Annotated in this window: 12 protein-coding genes; all 12 read right to left on the minus strand. The window is 53.9% G+C overall.

All coding sequences use genetic code 11. The features are described from left to right. Nucleotides 1-2: 2 nt before the first annotated feature. The 12 genes from HX793_RS14960 to HX793_RS15015 all read right to left on the minus strand — a co-directional run bounded on the left by HX793_RS14960 (nucleotide 3) and on the right by HX793_RS15015 (nucleotide 13862). Nucleotides 3-647, minus strand: coding sequence for a DapH/DapD/GlmU-related protein (locus tag HX793_RS14960; protein ID WP_177051238.1), 645 nt, complete (start codon nucleotides 645-647; stop codon nucleotides 3-5). 52 nt (nucleotides 648-699) lie between these two features. Then, the gene (locus tag HX793_RS14965) at nucleotides 700-1683 is read right to left on the minus strand and encodes a glycosyltransferase family 2 protein (RefSeq protein ID WP_177051240.1); all 984 of its coding nucleotides are present in this window, start codon (nucleotides 1681-1683) and stop codon (nucleotides 700-702) included. Further along, on the minus strand, nucleotides 1680-2990 hold the full coding sequence (locus tag HX793_RS14970) for an MATE family efflux transporter (protein ID WP_177051404.1): 1311 nt from the start codon (nucleotides 2988-2990) through the stop codon (nucleotides 1680-1682). Before HX793_RS14970 ends, HX793_RS14965 begins: the two co-directional genes overlap by 4 nt. 127 nt (nucleotides 2991-3117) lie before the next feature. After that, nucleotides 3118-4122, minus strand: coding sequence for a 4-hydroxy-2-oxovalerate aldolase (gene dmpG / locus HX793_RS14975; protein ID WP_177051241.1), 1005 nt, complete (start codon nucleotides 4120-4122; stop codon nucleotides 3118-3120). Beyond that, complete coding sequence (locus HX793_RS14980) at nucleotides 4115-5017, minus strand: acetaldehyde dehydrogenase (acetylating) (protein WP_177051242.1); 903 nt, start codon at nucleotides 5015-5017, stop codon at nucleotides 4115-4117. Before HX793_RS14980 ends, dmpG begins: the two co-directional genes overlap by 8 nt. Then, nucleotides 5004-5978 (minus strand): NAD-dependent epimerase/dehydratase family protein, encoded by a 975-nt coding sequence (locus HX793_RS14985; RefSeq protein ID WP_177051243.1) that lies wholly within the window; start codon nucleotides 5976-5978, stop codon nucleotides 5004-5006. Before HX793_RS14985 ends, HX793_RS14980 begins: the two co-directional genes overlap by 14 nt. 66 nt (nucleotides 5979-6044) lie before the next feature. After that, nucleotides 6045-7877 carry a thiamine pyrophosphate-binding protein gene (locus HX793_RS14990; protein ID WP_177051244.1) on the minus strand — a complete coding sequence of 611 codons (1833 nt, stop codon included), beginning with the start codon at nucleotides 7875-7877 and terminating at the stop codon, nucleotides 6045-6047. A gap of 76 nt (nucleotides 7878-7953) precedes the next feature. Beyond that, the gene (locus tag HX793_RS14995) at nucleotides 7954-9657 is read right to left on the minus strand and encodes a thiamine pyrophosphate-binding protein (RefSeq protein WP_177095914.1); all 1704 of its coding nucleotides are present in this window, start codon (nucleotides 9655-9657) and stop codon (nucleotides 7954-7956) included. A gap of 3 nt (nucleotides 9658-9660) precedes the next feature. Continuing rightward, on the minus strand, nucleotides 9661-10974 hold the full coding sequence (gene rfbH, locus HX793_RS15000) for a lipopolysaccharide biosynthesis protein RfbH (protein WP_177095912.1): 1314 nt from the start codon (nucleotides 10972-10974) through the stop codon (nucleotides 9661-9663). Between the two features lie 24 nt (nucleotides 10975-10998). Further along, nucleotides 10999-12084 (minus strand): CDP-glucose 4,6-dehydratase, encoded by a 1086-nt coding sequence (rfbG, locus tag HX793_RS15005; protein ID WP_016975340.1) that lies wholly within the window; start codon nucleotides 12082-12084, stop codon nucleotides 10999-11001. 2 nt (nucleotides 12085-12086) lie between these two features. Beyond that, nucleotides 12087-12860: a glucose-1-phosphate cytidylyltransferase gene (rfbF, locus tag HX793_RS15010; protein WP_016975341.1), complete on the minus strand. Its 774-nt coding sequence runs from the start codon at nucleotides 12858-12860 to the stop codon at nucleotides 12087-12089. Between the two features lie 12 nt (nucleotides 12861-12872). Beyond that, complete coding sequence (locus HX793_RS15015; RefSeq protein WP_177095910.1) at nucleotides 12873-13862, minus strand: FAD-binding oxidoreductase; 990 nt, start codon at nucleotides 13860-13862, stop codon at nucleotides 12873-12875. Between the last annotated feature and the right edge of the window lie 407 nt (nucleotides 13863-14269).

A 14269-nucleotide genomic window follows, 5' to 3' on the forward strand; every position in this document is an offset into this window, starting at 1 on the left:
GCTTAAACATTTAACCATTTGCTCTCTTTGTCGCTCCAGACTTTCACGACCCTGGCGGGGCAGCCCACAGCAATGACATTACTGGGGATATCTTTGGCGACAACGCTGTTCGCGCCGATGATCGACCCATTGCCGATAGAGGTGTTTGGCAGCACGACGACATTGTCCCCGATCCATACGTTATCGCCAATGGTCACGGGGCCGCTGCTGGCCAGCTTTCTTTCAAAAGGTGTTTCGTAGGGGCTGGATTGGTCTTCCCCCGAGTAGGCGCCGTGGGAATGGTCGGTAATGTGAATCTTGCTGCCCATCAAGACATTGCGACCGATCGTTATTCTGTTGCAGCACGCTATATGCAAATGGTCACTGGCGGAGAAGTTCTCACCAATGTCGATCTGCGGCCGGTACATGAACGTAAGGTATTGAGAGATCGCGTGTAGCCAGAGCCCTTCACCTACCCTGAAATTATTGCCCAGCGTGATGTGTTCCAAACCAAATACCTTGGGTGCGCGGCCAAGGTAGGCGCGTCGCCCGGTGATCGGAAAAATTCTGAGGTGAATAAATGCGCGCCACGTCAATAGTACCCTGCCCATCAGCATTGGGAAGATGAACAGATGGTGTTGTTTGAGCTTCTTCAGGAAATATGACACCGTATTTACTCGAGTTTGGACAGTGACGAATCGCTGCTGGGTGGGAATCTGATCAGTGTTCAGGTTCAGGCGCGCGATTGCGCTTGAGTCGAAGGTAGAGGTCGGTTGCGATTTTAAGTAAAGGGCGTGGTGTAAGGGAAATAATCACTACGACCATCAAGGGGTAATCGATGGATAACCGAATCGCGTGTTTGAACTGCTTGTACACTGAGTAAGTGAGCAGTCCGCGAACACGCTGTGAAATCATGCCCTTTATTGAAAAGGCGCCTGAAATTTTTCCAAAACTATGGCAGGCCGAAAGTTTGCTCTTGAGTGAATATCGTGGCGGCAGTGAGAAAATAAAGTTTACCCAGCTTTGCACGCCGATTTCGAAAATTTTCGGGGTGAACGCCCAACCCTTTTTTTGCAAAAGTGGGCTTTCCAGAGAATTGATGGACACTCCTTGCTCCCACCGGATCAGAACGTTATCGCGTGCAGCATGTTCCAGGATTACGCCTGTTTGCATAAAAAAGGAGTCGTGGTAACGGCTGAAATCGGCGCTGTCGATCAAGGTCTTGTTGTAAATCAGGCAACTCATGCAGCTCATCAGTCCGCCAAGCTCTGTCAATAACAGATCCGCGCAGTCATAAGTTTTGCTGTCGAGGGAAATTTTGTCGACAAGATTGACGATTATCGCACTGTAAATCTGGGGCGATTTGGCGAGTTTCAGTATGGACGTTATACCGTTTTCCGGTATCTGTGATGTGTCACCCAGAAGCCACACGTATTGCGTATCCGCCGCTTTCAAGGCTCTTTCGAAATTAATATCAGGGCCCACGGTCGACGGGTTTTTACTACTATGAATCAGACCGTATTGTTTTTGCCATTTAGCAATAACGTCTTGTGTGTTGTCGGTCGATGCGTTGTCTGAAATGAAGATCTGAATATTATGGCGCTGAGCCATCGGGACGTGCACGGAAAGTGATCGATCAAGAAAGTCAGCCCGGTTATAGGAGGGAATTACAATCGATAATGTCGGATTGCAGAGGGGCTTCATAGGTACGATCTCTTGAAGTTTTTAAATATCCAGAACACCCAAGGCATCACCAAGCAAAGTGCAGTGAAAAAGCCAAGAAACAAGTACTCAAAAGGAAGGTTGATGGCGATAGTCAACGTCGTTGCTGCCACGTAGAGGCCCTGCACCACGGACGCTACGACGAGGGGCTCTCGTTTATGGGCGCGCATGTACACGGCCATGGAATTGATCCATAACTGGATTAACCAGCCGAACCCGACCAGCGCCAGCGAAGCAGGGGAAAGCAGTCGATTGGCAATGGGCAGGTAGTCCTTGAGCAACTCCACACCTGCAAACAGGGTTGCCAGACCAAGCATGTACGTTAGCGTGGCAAGCAGGAGAGCCCGTTTGAATGTACTGTTCAGCGCCGGATAATCCTGCTGCGCGACGTACATATTCATTTTGGGTGTGCTGATCGAAACCCAGATGTTCGCGATGCTGAAGAGGGCCATGCATATAGCCATCGACAGGCCAACCTGTCCCGCCTCTACTGCCCCGTAAAAGTGGAACGCCACGGGAGTGAAAATAGACAGGATGAAGTAGCCACTTATCCAACTGACCGCGAACCGCCACATCAGTGGCATTATTTCCGGTGCCCATGAGTGGTGATTGTCTTTGCCTACACGATAGAGCTGCTGGAGCATCTTTTTATAGCGATAGCCGATCAGGAACAACCCGGTCAGGGCCCCTGATAGCAAAGCTATCGCCAGGGCGTAAAGCTGGTCTCCACAAATCAGCAGGAGCGCCGTTACGGCCACGGTACTGAGGCTGATATAGAAGCGGATTTTTTGTACGTCCCCAACACTGTCGCAGCCTTCGATAAATGACAGCAACATGCTGTTCAAGAAAACCAGTATTGAGGCAACACCATAGATGAGCCACGGCAGCTGCCAATTGATTGCGGAGCCTTTGCTATTTAGAAAAAAATACCCCGTTATCAACACCAGCGGAAAAACCACAACCGCCATTGTGACAGACCACTTCAGCGCAAATCTCCCCAGAGTTGCTAGACGGACCAAATGCTTGGTGTCCCCGGCGAGTGTTTTATCCGGGTTGAATGTGAGGTGTGCGAATTCGTGAGATGAGAACAGCAGTAGTATGGAAGAAAACCCCATGTCAGCAAAGACGGCCAAGGCTGCCAGGCTGATAAATGTATACCAATAGCCTTGGGCTTCCGCCGAAAGATAAATAGGGACTAACAGCAAAAGCAGCGGTCCGGAGAACAGCCGCCAGAGCTGATTGATGGCGGAATGCCGTACGTCGTAGCTCATTAGCGTTTTGAGCAGCATATTTTTCACGGCAGGTAGCACACTTTGGTTTTAACTTTTTAGAGAGGGGCTGGGTGTTATCTTGGGGGACCTTTATTCATCATCCTTGCTTGAATATAAGTATCGCCCCGAAAGTTTGCCCAGACCATTACTTCGCTGCCAGCTCTTTGGCGACCTCGATAATAAGGCTTTCTTGGCCTGCGACTGCCTTACGTTCACCCAGCCTGAAAAAGATGTCTCTGGGGTCTACGCCGAATTCGGCAGCGGCTCTGGCGACGGGCTTTGCGAAACCCGAAAAGACGCCTGCAAGGCCACTCACGATGGATACCGGGGAGGCAGAGGGCGCATTAAACCCCAACTGTTTTTCAGCCATAGTGGCCGCGTCCAGGATTCTAAAAAGATCAATCCCGGTGCTGTATCCCAATTTGTGCAGAACGCCGACTAGCACTTCTAGCTGGGTATTCCCGGCGCCAGCGCCAAACCCGCGTATGGTGCCGTCCAGAATGGTCGCACCTTCATTGACTGCGGTTATGGAGTTGATCACAGCCATTCCAAGGTTATTGTGGCCGTGGAAGCCGACGGGGATGGACAAACCATTCACCAGGGTGTTGATGCGGGCTTTGACATCATCGACCAGTTGGGCACCTGCAGAGTCCATGATTACAATGGCCTGAGCCCCATAGGACTCCATTTTTCTTGCTTCTTCTAGCAGGACTTCCGGGCTGGCCATGTGCGTCATCATCAGGATGCCCCAGGCCTCCTTTCCCGACTCTCGAACATAGCCAATGTGACGTTGGGTGACATCGGCTTCGGTGCAGTGAGCTGCGATCCTGAATACGTCGACACCCAGCTCGACCGCCTTACTCAGGTCTTTCTTGATGGTGCAAAAGCCCGGAATAACGTGGATAGCCAATCGAGTGTTGGTCAGGTGCTCGCGGGAAACTCTAAGAATTTCCTGGTCGCTGAGGTGACTTTCCCCAACAAGCATCGAGGAACCGCCGAGACCATTGCCGTGGCCGACCTCGATAATCGGTACATTCGCCGCCTCCGCTGCCTTGCAATAAGCGACGAACGCTTCTGCTCCCAATTTGTGCCCCACTGCGTGGTTGCCATCGCGCAATGTGGGGTCGGTAATGAGAATATGCTTAGGCATGCAGGTTTTCCTTGGCGTGTACGGAGGTCGCGATCATTTCCGCGACTGCAATAGCCGCACAGTTGATGATGTCCAGGTTGCCGGCATACTGAGGCAGATAATCGCCGTTACCCACGACTTTTATGGTTGTCAGCACCCGATCTCCTTCAACCGTCGGCGGTACGATCAGCGCATAGCCCGGGACATACTCCTTCAGCTTGGCAACCATTGCTTCTACCGACTGACGGATCGCAGGAATGTCAGGGTTGGCGATCTTAGCGTAGATGGTGGTCTGCATATCGATCGGGGGATTGGCCGGGTTCAGGATCAGTATGGCTTTGGCGCGTTGCGCTCCGGAGAAGCGCAGCAGCGCATCCTCGGTGGTTTCAATATATTCGTCGAGGTTTGCTCTTGTTGCCGGCCCCGCGCTGAGAGACGCAATGCTGGAGACTACTTCAATATATTCTATGTTGGCGTGCACAGCCGCAATGGCGTTAGCAATAGGAATGGATGACTGCCCACCACAGGTAATCATATTGATGTTTTTGGCACCTATATCTATGCAGGATCTTGCATTTAGCGCTGGAATACAAAATTCACCCAGTTTGGCAGGTGTCATATCAATAACAAACTTTCCCTGCTTTCTGAGGATTTCCCAGTGATGCCCGTGAGCTTGGGCGGAAGTCGCATCAAAGACGATGTCGCATATATCGGGGTCGGAAGAAATTGCGCCAATACCTTTATCGGAGACGTTGACTCCCAATGCTTTGGCCTGCTGCATGCCCAGTGAGCCTAAGTTTCGCCCGGAAAATAGGGTGCATACCAAGTGCTCGGAGCGCATGATTTTTATTAAAAGGTCAGATCCGATGTTTCCAGACCCAATAATGGCTGCTCGCATTTTTTTAGTACGTTTCATCTGCCTGCCCAGTTGGTTTGGCTGCTTGATCCAATCGAACTCCCAAAATCGCGGCTGATTCGTTCAAAACAGTGTCGAGAGAAGAGTACATTGGCTTATAGCCAAATTCAGCAGCTGCATAATAAGTTGAGTAATAATGGGTTTTTGTGCCCGTCGCGCTCACTGAAACCGATGGAGCATCGATGAAGGTGTATCGAAGTCCTAGCTTTTCTGATATTTCATTAAGCAGGTCATACTTGCTTACCGGGCTTCGCGTGTAGCAGTCAATCGCCGTGTTTTTGCTCGGCGATTGAATAATGCAATGAACGAGGCTATAGAAATCGTGCGGGTGGAGATAGTCGCGAGTCATGTTTCCCGGCAACGTGCACAGGACTTCGTCGTCTCTAATGGCTCGAACAATATCTGTCACAAAGAAACGCGCATTAATATCTTGGGTTTTACTGAAGTAGTTAAAAACCCGGATATCAACAATGGGCATCGACCCAGCGGCCCGGTGACGAACTTCCGCGTGCAGCTTGGCCACCGAGTAATAGTCTTGCGCACTGATGCCATTTATCGGGATCGTTGCACTCGAGTCCTGGCCGGCGGGAGCGTCAAATGCACTGCCATACGCTGCCCCACTTGATAGAAACAAGTACTTGCGGGTTGGGTGTGTGCTCAGTTCCCGCAATACCATCTGGTCGTATTCCAGCGTTATGTCCAGGATGCTCGCCCCCATGGCTGCAGCCTTGGAGGGGTCTCCAACACCGATAAAGTTCATCACGACTTCATGATCCTGTTGGCCGTAACTTTCATAAGCGAAAACGTCAAGGGCTGCTAGCGCGTTTTCGGAAAGCCAGGTACGCATCCTTGGAATGTCACGCACATACAGGATCAGCCCATACTCTTTTGCTGCACAGGTAGAAAGAATGAAGTCTTTGGCGATTTGACTACTCGCTCCTAAAATGGCGATTTTTTTCATTCTGAGGTGTCGGCAATAGAGTGTCCGACCTCTTTGGAAGTGCACAGTTTACTTTTCATGGGCAGGTTATGCGTCCAATGCCTTGGATTTCTCATGCATCCCCTGAAGCATGGCACTTTCCAGTTGATCGCGCGGAATCAGTGGCGAGAGGTCTTCAAGTGGTGGAGAGACCAGCGAACCATCCTCTTTCACAATCACAGATAGCTTCGGTGAGAACAGTTGCTCGGGGTGCATGAACACCTCGCAGATAATCGGTCCGGTCGCAGCCTGCACTTTTTCCAAGGCTGCGTCCACGTCATCCCAATGACGAATCTGGCAGGATGGAATGCCAAAGCCGGTTGCCAGTTTTGAGAAGTCCGGGCACGAAACACCAGAGGTTCGATCAGTCCCTACGTAAGAACCTTTGAACAACGAGTTCTGGGTATGTTTGATCATCAAGTAGCCATCGTTGTTGAAGATGAAAAGCTTGATCGGCAATTGGTGGTGCACGATGGTTTGCAGTTCTTGTAAGTTCATCATCATGCCGCCGTCACAGTTGAGGCACATGACCTCTCCGCGATCCGTGGCGAACGATACCCCCAGTGCCGCAGGCAGGCCATAACCCATCTCACCCAGGCCGGTGGAGGTCATCAGGCGCTGGCCGTCTTTAAGGCGCAGCACCTGATGCCCGCATAACAGGGCGGTACCCATGTCGGTAACGACGATCTGATTCGGCTTGAATACGCCGTTCAGGCGCTCCATAAAGCGATAGGAGTTGATGAAACCGCCCTTGTCCGCATGCTCTTCACCGACCCACGGGAATTGTTTTTCATAGGCTTCACATTGCGCCAGCCATTGCGCTTTTGAAGGGATGGTCAGCGACTCCAGGCGAGTACTCAGTGCTTCTATAAAGATGGCCGCATCAAGAATGATGGCTTCTTGGGTACGCGAGGCGTTCTTGATGGCTTCGTCATGACTGATATCAACTACGTCGATCCGTGCTTCACGTGCCAGTTCGGTCAAGTCATAGCCTACCTGTGGTATGGCCAAGCGTGTACCGATGGCAAGTACGTAATCACTGTTTTGTAGGATGAAGTTTGCGGCACGCTGGCCATAGACGCCGGCACGCCCGAACACCAGTGGGTGATCGGAGTCGATCATGTCAATGCCCGCCCACGATACTAGGCTCGGAGTGCCGAGCTTCTCCAGCAAGGGGGCAATACGTTTTTCTGCGCCTGCCAGGCGAATCCCATTGCCCAGCCACAGAAGTGGTCGTTCAGCATTGAGGAGAGCAGCCACAACACTGTCGATCTGAGCCGCTACTTCAGTGCTGATCGTTCTCTCTGCCAGAGGCGCTTGGAAATGTGCCATTTCGGTGGCTGGAATACGGCTGGACTGGATGTCCATCGGGATTTCGATCCAAGTGGGGCCCGGGCGGCCTTCCAGTGCGACATGGACGGCTTTTTCCAGTTCGTAGACCGCTTGTTCCGGCTGAGTCACGCGCTGAGTATATTTGCAGACTTGGCTCACCATCTGGCAGGAGTCATAGCCTTGCACTCCCCACATACGCAGCGGGTTTTCCGGGAAGCAGTGTTTAGAATGCTCATTTCCTGCAATCACTACGCAAGGAATTGAGTCGGCCCAGGCAGACACGACCCCGGTGACGCCGTTGGTGGAGCCGGCGCCAGTCGTCAGCAATGCTGCGGAAAGACGGCCATTGGTACGGTAATAGGTTTGCACGGCCATGCAAGCGGCCTGCTCGTGGTGTACACAGACAATTTCTGTGTAGCCACGGCGGCTGATGGCTTCAAAGAGATGAACGTTACCGGCACCGATAATCCCGAACACATGGGTAATGCCGAGATTTTCCAGTGCTTCAGCAATCTGCTCACTTACTTTTATTTTTTCCTGCGCTTGCATTTGAAAACTCCGTCGATGGACGCTTCAGCGTGTGCGATGACCACAGCTAAGTTTCGAAAAATTATTCATAGCGTGTTTACGCTCTTTTTGGCATTTGCCGGTCAATCAACATCCCGAACTCGAGCCGAGGGCGACATTCCCGTGCATCCGGCATGATGATCTCTATGAGCATCGGGCGTGGCGCCTCTAAAAACTCACTTACAGGCGTGCGCAGTTCAGATGCCTGTGTAATAACCCTGGCACTAATGCCGTATGCTTCGCCAATCTCTTTGAATCGAGAGGTGTAGCCATTCCAAGAGGTCGAGGACGTTCGTCCCTCAAAATACATTTCTTGAAACCCGTGAACCATTCCCAGCGAGTGGTTGTTGAACACTATGACCAGCACCGGCAGTTGATCGCGGGCGATGATATCCAATTCCTGGATATTGAGCTGGGCCCCCCCGTCACCGGTTATGACAATGACGGGTTTGTTGCCTGCGTTGCAGGCGCCAATGGCCGCCGGGATCGCAAACCCCATGGTACCCAGGCCGCCGGAGTGGTGCATGGATTGGCCCTGGCTCAATCGCAACGTATGTGCCGCCCACATCTGATTGTTGCCGACGTCGGCAACGAAATCGACCGCACGCCCTTTGGTCAAAGTGCCAAGGGTTGAGCAGATGACGAAGGGGCTCACTGACCAATCAGTGTACTCATCGACAAAGCTCTGATCGAAATCAGCTCGCAAATCAGCAGCCCAGCCAGCCCATGCAGCGTTTTCTTGGACTTCGCAAAGGGCGAAGTCTGCGAAGAAGGTGTTCAGTTCCATCACATAGGAGGCGTGCGCCTTGACGCGGTTGTTCAGTTGCCCTTCCATCAGGTCGATCTGGAAAACCTTGGCTTTGCGGGCGAAGTCTTCGGGTTTGGCACCGGTTTGCCGTACATCCAGGCGGCTGCCCAGTACCAACAGAAAGTCGCAATTTTGCACGGCATGATTGGCTGCACGTGTTCCGTAGGCGCCGAGCATACCCAGGTAATTGGCATTCGCCGGGATCTTTTCTGCCCCTTTCAAACTCGCGACGTAAGGGATACCAGACGTCTCCAACTGATTGAGCCAGTGTGCGAAGTTAGGCGTGTTGACGGCCCCCCCACCCAGCAAGACCAACGGGTTCCGAGCGCATGCCAGTGCATTGCTGATCGTCTTGAGGTCGGCTGCTTGCAGTGGCGCTGCAATCTGTTGCGCACGAGGCAGCAAAAACGCGCTGACCGCGGCATCATCGATTTCGGTTCGCTGGATATCCATCGGGATATCCAACAGTACCGGACCCGGGCGTCCTTCCCTGGCGAGGTCGATAGCTTTTTGCAAACACGGAAGCAACTCTTCCACATGCCTGATCTGATAGGCGTATTTGGTAATACTGCTGACCAGCGCCACGCTATCCAGCTCCTGGAAACCCTGTTGGCGGATGTTCCTCTCGCCTTTGAGTTCGTAGGTATTGACCTGTCCGGTCAGGAACAGACACGGATGGCTATCAAGCCAGCAATCGGCGATGCCGGTGATCAGGTTGGTGGCACCCGGACCGCTTGTGCCCAGGGCTACGCCGAGTATTTCGTGGTGCGTTGCACGTGCGACTGCGGATGCAGCAAACGCTGCCCCTTGCTCATGGTGAACCGAGACCAGCTTGGTCTTGCCCAACTGATTGATGCTGTCAACCAGGTGCGTGATCATCCCGCCGATCAGCTCATAACCATACAGAACCTTGTTCTGTGCAAGAACCAACGCTACCGCATCCGATGCTTTCATTGTTTAGAAACCGATCCCGAAAAACTCTTCCAGCTTTTCACCCACAAACTCAAAGTGCTCCTGGCCCAACGACGGCTGTACGCCGAGCCAGAAGGTCTGGTTCATGGTGCGGTCGGTATTCGTCAGTTCGCCGACCACGCGGTATTCCAGGTTCTGGAAGTAAGGCTGGCGGGTGAGGTTGCCTGCGAATAGCAGGCGTGTGCCGATTTTGTGCTGGTCAAGGTACTTGAGCAAATCGACACGGTTGACGCCGCTGCTTTCCTTGAGTGTCACCGGGAAGCCGAACCACGAAGGATCGCTGTTGGGGGTCGCTTCGGCGATTTCGAGGAATTCGGACAGGCTGGACAACCGTTCTTTGAGCAGCGCGAAGTTGCGCTTGCGGGTATCGATGAAGTCCTGGGCACGTTCGAGCTGGGCCAGGCCGCAGGCGGCTTGCATGTCGGTGATTTTCAGGTTGTAGCCCAAGTGCGCGTACACATACTTGTGGTCATAACCTTGAGGCAGGCTGCCATATTGCTGGCCGAAACGGTCGCCACACGTGTTATCGCAACCCGGTGCGCAGTAGCAATCGCGGCCCCAGTCGCGGAACGACTCGGCAATGACCTTGAGCATCGGGTTGTTGGTGAACACTGCGCCACCTTCGCCCATGGTGATGTGGTGCGCGGGGTAGAAGCTGAGGGTGGCGATGTCGCCGAAAGTGCCTACCAGTTTGCCGTCATAGGTTGCACCCAAGGCGTCACAGCAGTCCTCCACCAGCCACAGGTTGTACTTTTCGCACAGAGCCTTGACCTTGCCCAGGTTGAACGGGTTGCCCAGGGTGTGGGCCAGCATGATCGCCTTGGTTTTTGACGTGATGGCCGCTTCGATCAGATCTGCGTTGATGTTGTGAGTGGCCATGTCAACGTCAACAAATACCGGGACCGCGCCAAATTGAACGATGGGGTTGACCGTGGTCGGAAACCCGGCGGCCACGCCAATCACTTCATCGCCTTTCTTGATCGCGCGCTCACCGAGTTTGGGTGAGGTCAGGGTGCTGAAGGCAACCAGGTTGGCGGAAGAACCGGAGTTGACCGACAGCAGGAATTTGACACCGATAAACTCAGCAAGCTTTTTTTCGAATTCGGCATTGAAGCGGCCAGTGGTCAGCCAGCCATCCAGGGAAGCCTCGACCATCAACTGCAACTCGCGCGCACCGATCACTTTACCGGACGGCGGAATGACCGTTTCGCCGGCCACGAACGGCTTGCTCGCCAATGCAACGTTGGCGTACTGCTCGACGAGCTTGCTGATTTCCTGGCGGAGCATATCGGGTGTCATGAAAAATCCTGCTAAAAAATAGAGTTAGTTGCTGCTGGCATGCATGGCGAGCATGTAGGCATTGATTTCTTCCAGGCAATGGGCCTGCATGTCGTTGGCGCTCAACCAGGCACGATGCCAGGTAACAATTCGGGCGAGCGTGGTTTCAAGATTCCAGCTGGGCACCCAGTGCAAGTGGGTGCGCGCCTTGGAGATATCCAGCTTGAGGTAGTTGGCCTCGTGCGGTTGCGGGTCCTGGTCCAGTTGCCAATGGGCGCCTGGACCCCAAGCCTGTACCATGTGATCGAGGATCCACTCCACAGGGCGTGCATCTTCATCCTTGGGGCCGAAATTCCAGCCCTGGGCAAAACGATGTCCATGGGTCCAGAGGTGTTGTGCCAGCACCAGGTAGCCACTCAGCGGCTCCAGCACGTGTTGCCACGGCCGGGTGGACTTGGGATTGCGTATTGTGACGGGCTGACCCTTCTCGAAGGCACCGAGGATATCAGGTATCAGCCGGTCTTCCGCCCAATCGCCGCCGCCAATCACGTTGCCGGCCCTGCCGGACGCCAATGCGGCACCTTGCGGATCATTGAAAAAAGACTTGCGGTAGGCGCTGGTGATCAGCTCTACGCAGCCTTTGCTGTTGCTGTACGGGTCGTGGCCGCCCATGGGTTCGTCTTCACGATAGCCCCATTCCCACTCACGGTTTTCATAGCATTTGTCGGTGGTGACGTTGACGATAGCCCGCAGGTTGGGGCATTGACGGGCGGCTTCCAGTACATGCAGGGTGCCCATCACGTTGGTGGCGTAAGTCTCGACCGGTTCGCGGTAGGACAAACGGACCAACGGCTGCGCCGCCATATGGATCAGCACGTCGGGGTTGAAGCTCAGCATGCTTTGGGCGACTACCGTGCGATCACGAATATCGCCTTGCTCCGACTCCATGCCTTGGGCCACCTTGGCCTCGACGAACAGGGCAGGGTGGGTCGGTGGTGCCAGGGCAAACCCCTTCACCTGCGCGCCCATGCTGGTCAGCCATAGCGCCAGCCAGCTACCTTTGAACCCGGTGTGGCCGGTCAGGAAGACTCTTTTGCCTTGCCAGAAGGCCGGAGAAACGGTCGACTTCATATTCAGTCCCAGGATTTCCAGGGAGCTTTGCCAGACTGCCAAAGATCTTCCAGATAGTGTTTGTCACGCAGCGTATCCATAGGTTGCCAGAACCCCGGGTGCTCGTAGGCCATGAGTTGGCCCTCGGCTGCAAGCTTCATCAGCGGCTCCTGTTCCCAGGTTGTGCTGTCGTCCTCGAGGTACTGGAGGACCGAGGGGCTCAAGACGAAGAAACCGCCGTTGATCAGCGCACCGTCCCCTTTGGGTTTTTCCTTGAAGTTCAGCACTTGGCCTTTCTGGATATCCAGTGCGCCGAAACGGCCGGGCGGGAATGTCGCGGTGAGCGTTGCCGCCTTGCCATGCGCCTTGTGGAAGGCCAGGGTCGCGCTGATATCAAGATCGCTGACACCATCACCATAAGTGAAGCAAAAGGCTTCTTCGTCCTTGACGTAGTCGGCGACACGACGCAAACGACCGCCTGTCATGGACTCGTCGCCGGTATCGACCAGGGTGATGTTCCAGTCTTCAGCACGTTGGTCGTGCACTTTCATGGTGTTGTCGCGCATGTTGAACGTGACGTCTGACATGTGCAGGAAGTAGTTGGCAAAATACTCCTTGATCACATACCCCTTGTAGCCGCAGCAGATAATGAAGTCATTGATGCCATGCGCAGAGTACATTTTCAGGATGTGCCAGAGGATGGGTTTGCCACCGATCTCGACCATAGGTTTGGGGCGCACGCTGGTTTCTTCGCTTAGCCGTGTTCCCAGGCCACCGGCCAAAATAACTGCTTTCATGCTGTCTCCGGGTCAATTCGAGCTTACAAAGGCATCAGAATGGAAATGTTTGAGGGGCAGGCCTGCCTGTGTCAGCAACTCGCGTGCCGTATGGATCATGGCTTCAGAGCCACAGGCATAGACCGAGGTATCGGCCAGGTCAAGGTTTTCTGCAAGCACGGCCTGTTGAACGTATCCCGTGGCGCCGGACCAGTGTGTACCCGCGCGTGAAAGCACGGGGCGGTAAGTCATGCCCAGCGTCGGGAAGTCAGGGAGCCAGTACACGTCGTTTTCCGTACGGCCACCCCAATAAACGTAAATGCGCTTGCCGATGAGGGGCGCGGAGGCTCCCGCCAAGGCTTCGAGCATGGCCTTGACGGGAGCGATTCCGGTGCCTGTCGCCATGAAAACCAGGTTTGTAGTGCTGGCATTTCGCAGGCAGAAGGTGCCAAGTGGGCCTTCCAGCCTGAGCAGGTCATTGGCTTTGGCTTCACCAAACCAGTACTGACTCATGATCCCATCAGGTACTTGGCGGATATGCAGTTCCAGCTTGGCATCTTCGCGTACAGCGTTGGCGATGGAATAACTGCGGCGCACGCCGTCTTTGCCTATGACGTCGATGTACTGACCTGGTAGGTAGAACAGTGCACTTTTGGGCGGTGTCCTGAGGACGACCCGTAACACGTCGTCCGCCAGGCGCTCCAGTGTATCGAGGCGGCAAGGCATGGTTTTGATCTGGATGTCGGCCAGCAAGCCCAAGTCTTCGATATCGAGTTCAACATCCGTCAACGCAGCTCGGCAGCACGTCAGGATGGCGCCGCTGGCACGCGCTTCGTCCGTAAGCGCAAGTTCCGGTTGCACCACTTCTGTATCGCCCTGTAGCACGTTGGCCTTGCAGACGCCGCAACGACCGGTACGGCAGCTGTATTCCAGCACGGTACCTTGTGACTTTGCACAATCCAGAAGGCTTTTGCCGGGTTCAGCCGTGAAGGACTTATGGTTCGATAGCGTAACAATAGACATGCGTCAGGCACCCCGCTCAAGGTTGACGTCACAAGGATTCAACTCATCCCCTGAAATGCGGGGAGCGGTATACCTCTGCCCGAAGCTTTTGATACCCATGTACGTTTACATCTCCTGTCGTCATTACGCCGAACGTCATTCGACATTCAACGCGCAGACTACACCCCTGACAGGGGCATTTTTAGTAGAGTTTAAAGCGGATAGAAGCAGCCAGCGCTAATGCCCAACCGTTGAATCGCATACATAACAAACGGCAACATCGCAGCGAGTTGCCGTGTATTTAATGGTGAACGACTCGATGAGGCTTGCACTGTGCCGACCGGCGTTTAAGTTCGCATTGTGGCCGGACTGCTCATAAGTGGCGGCAATTCTACCTGTTTGGGACCTTAAGGATGGTCTGAAGTAGC

This window comes from Pseudomonas reactans, assembly GCF_013387025.1.
GTDB lineage: Bacteria > Pseudomonadota > Gammaproteobacteria > Pseudomonadales > Pseudomonadaceae > Aquipseudomonas > Aquipseudomonas reactans.

What these genes read in the sequence shown, in the direction of transcription:
- HX793_RS14980 (WP_177051242.1), bottom strand. Translation starts at nt 5,017, where the DNA reads ATGAAACGTACTAAAAAAATGCGAGCAGCCATTATTGGGTCTGGAAAC.
- HX793_RS14965 (WP_177051240.1), bottom strand. Translation starts at nt 1,683, where the DNA reads ATGAAGCCCCTCTGCAATCCGACATTATCGATTGTAATTCCCTCCTAT.
- rfbF (WP_016975341.1), bottom strand. Translation starts at nt 12,860, where the DNA reads ATGAAAGCAGTTATTTTGGCCGGTGGCCTGGGAACACGGCTAAGCGAA.
- HX793_RS14995 (WP_177095914.1), bottom strand. Translation starts at nt 9,657, where the DNA reads ATGAAAGCATCGGATGCGGTAGCGTTGGTTCTTGCACAGAACAAGGTT.
- HX793_RS14990 (WP_177051244.1), bottom strand. Translation starts at nt 7,877, where the DNA reads ATGCAAGCGCAGGAAAAAATAAAAGTAAGTGAGCAGATTGCTGAAGCA.
- dmpG (WP_177051241.1), bottom strand. Translation starts at nt 4,122, where the DNA reads ATGCCTAAGCATATTCTCATTACCGACCCCACATTGCGCGATGGCAAC.
- HX793_RS15015 (WP_177095910.1), bottom strand. Translation starts at nt 13,862, where the DNA reads ATGTCTATTGTTACGCTATCGAACCATAAGTCCTTCACGGCTGAACCC.
- rfbH (WP_177095912.1), bottom strand. Translation starts at nt 10,974, where the DNA reads ATGACACCCGATATGCTCCGCCAGGAAATCAGCAAGCTCGTCGAGCAG.
- HX793_RS14970 (WP_177051404.1), bottom strand. Translation starts at nt 2,990, where the DNA reads ATGCTGCTCAAAACGCTAATGAGCTACGACGTACGGCATTCCGCCATC.
- rfbG (WP_016975340.1), bottom strand. Translation starts at nt 12,084, where the DNA reads ATGAAGTCGACCGTTTCTCCGGCCTTCTGGCAAGGCAAAAGAGTCTTC.
- HX793_RS14985 (WP_177051243.1), bottom strand. Translation starts at nt 5,978, where the DNA reads ATGAAAAAAATCGCCATTTTAGGAGCGAGTAGTCAAATCGCCAAAGAC.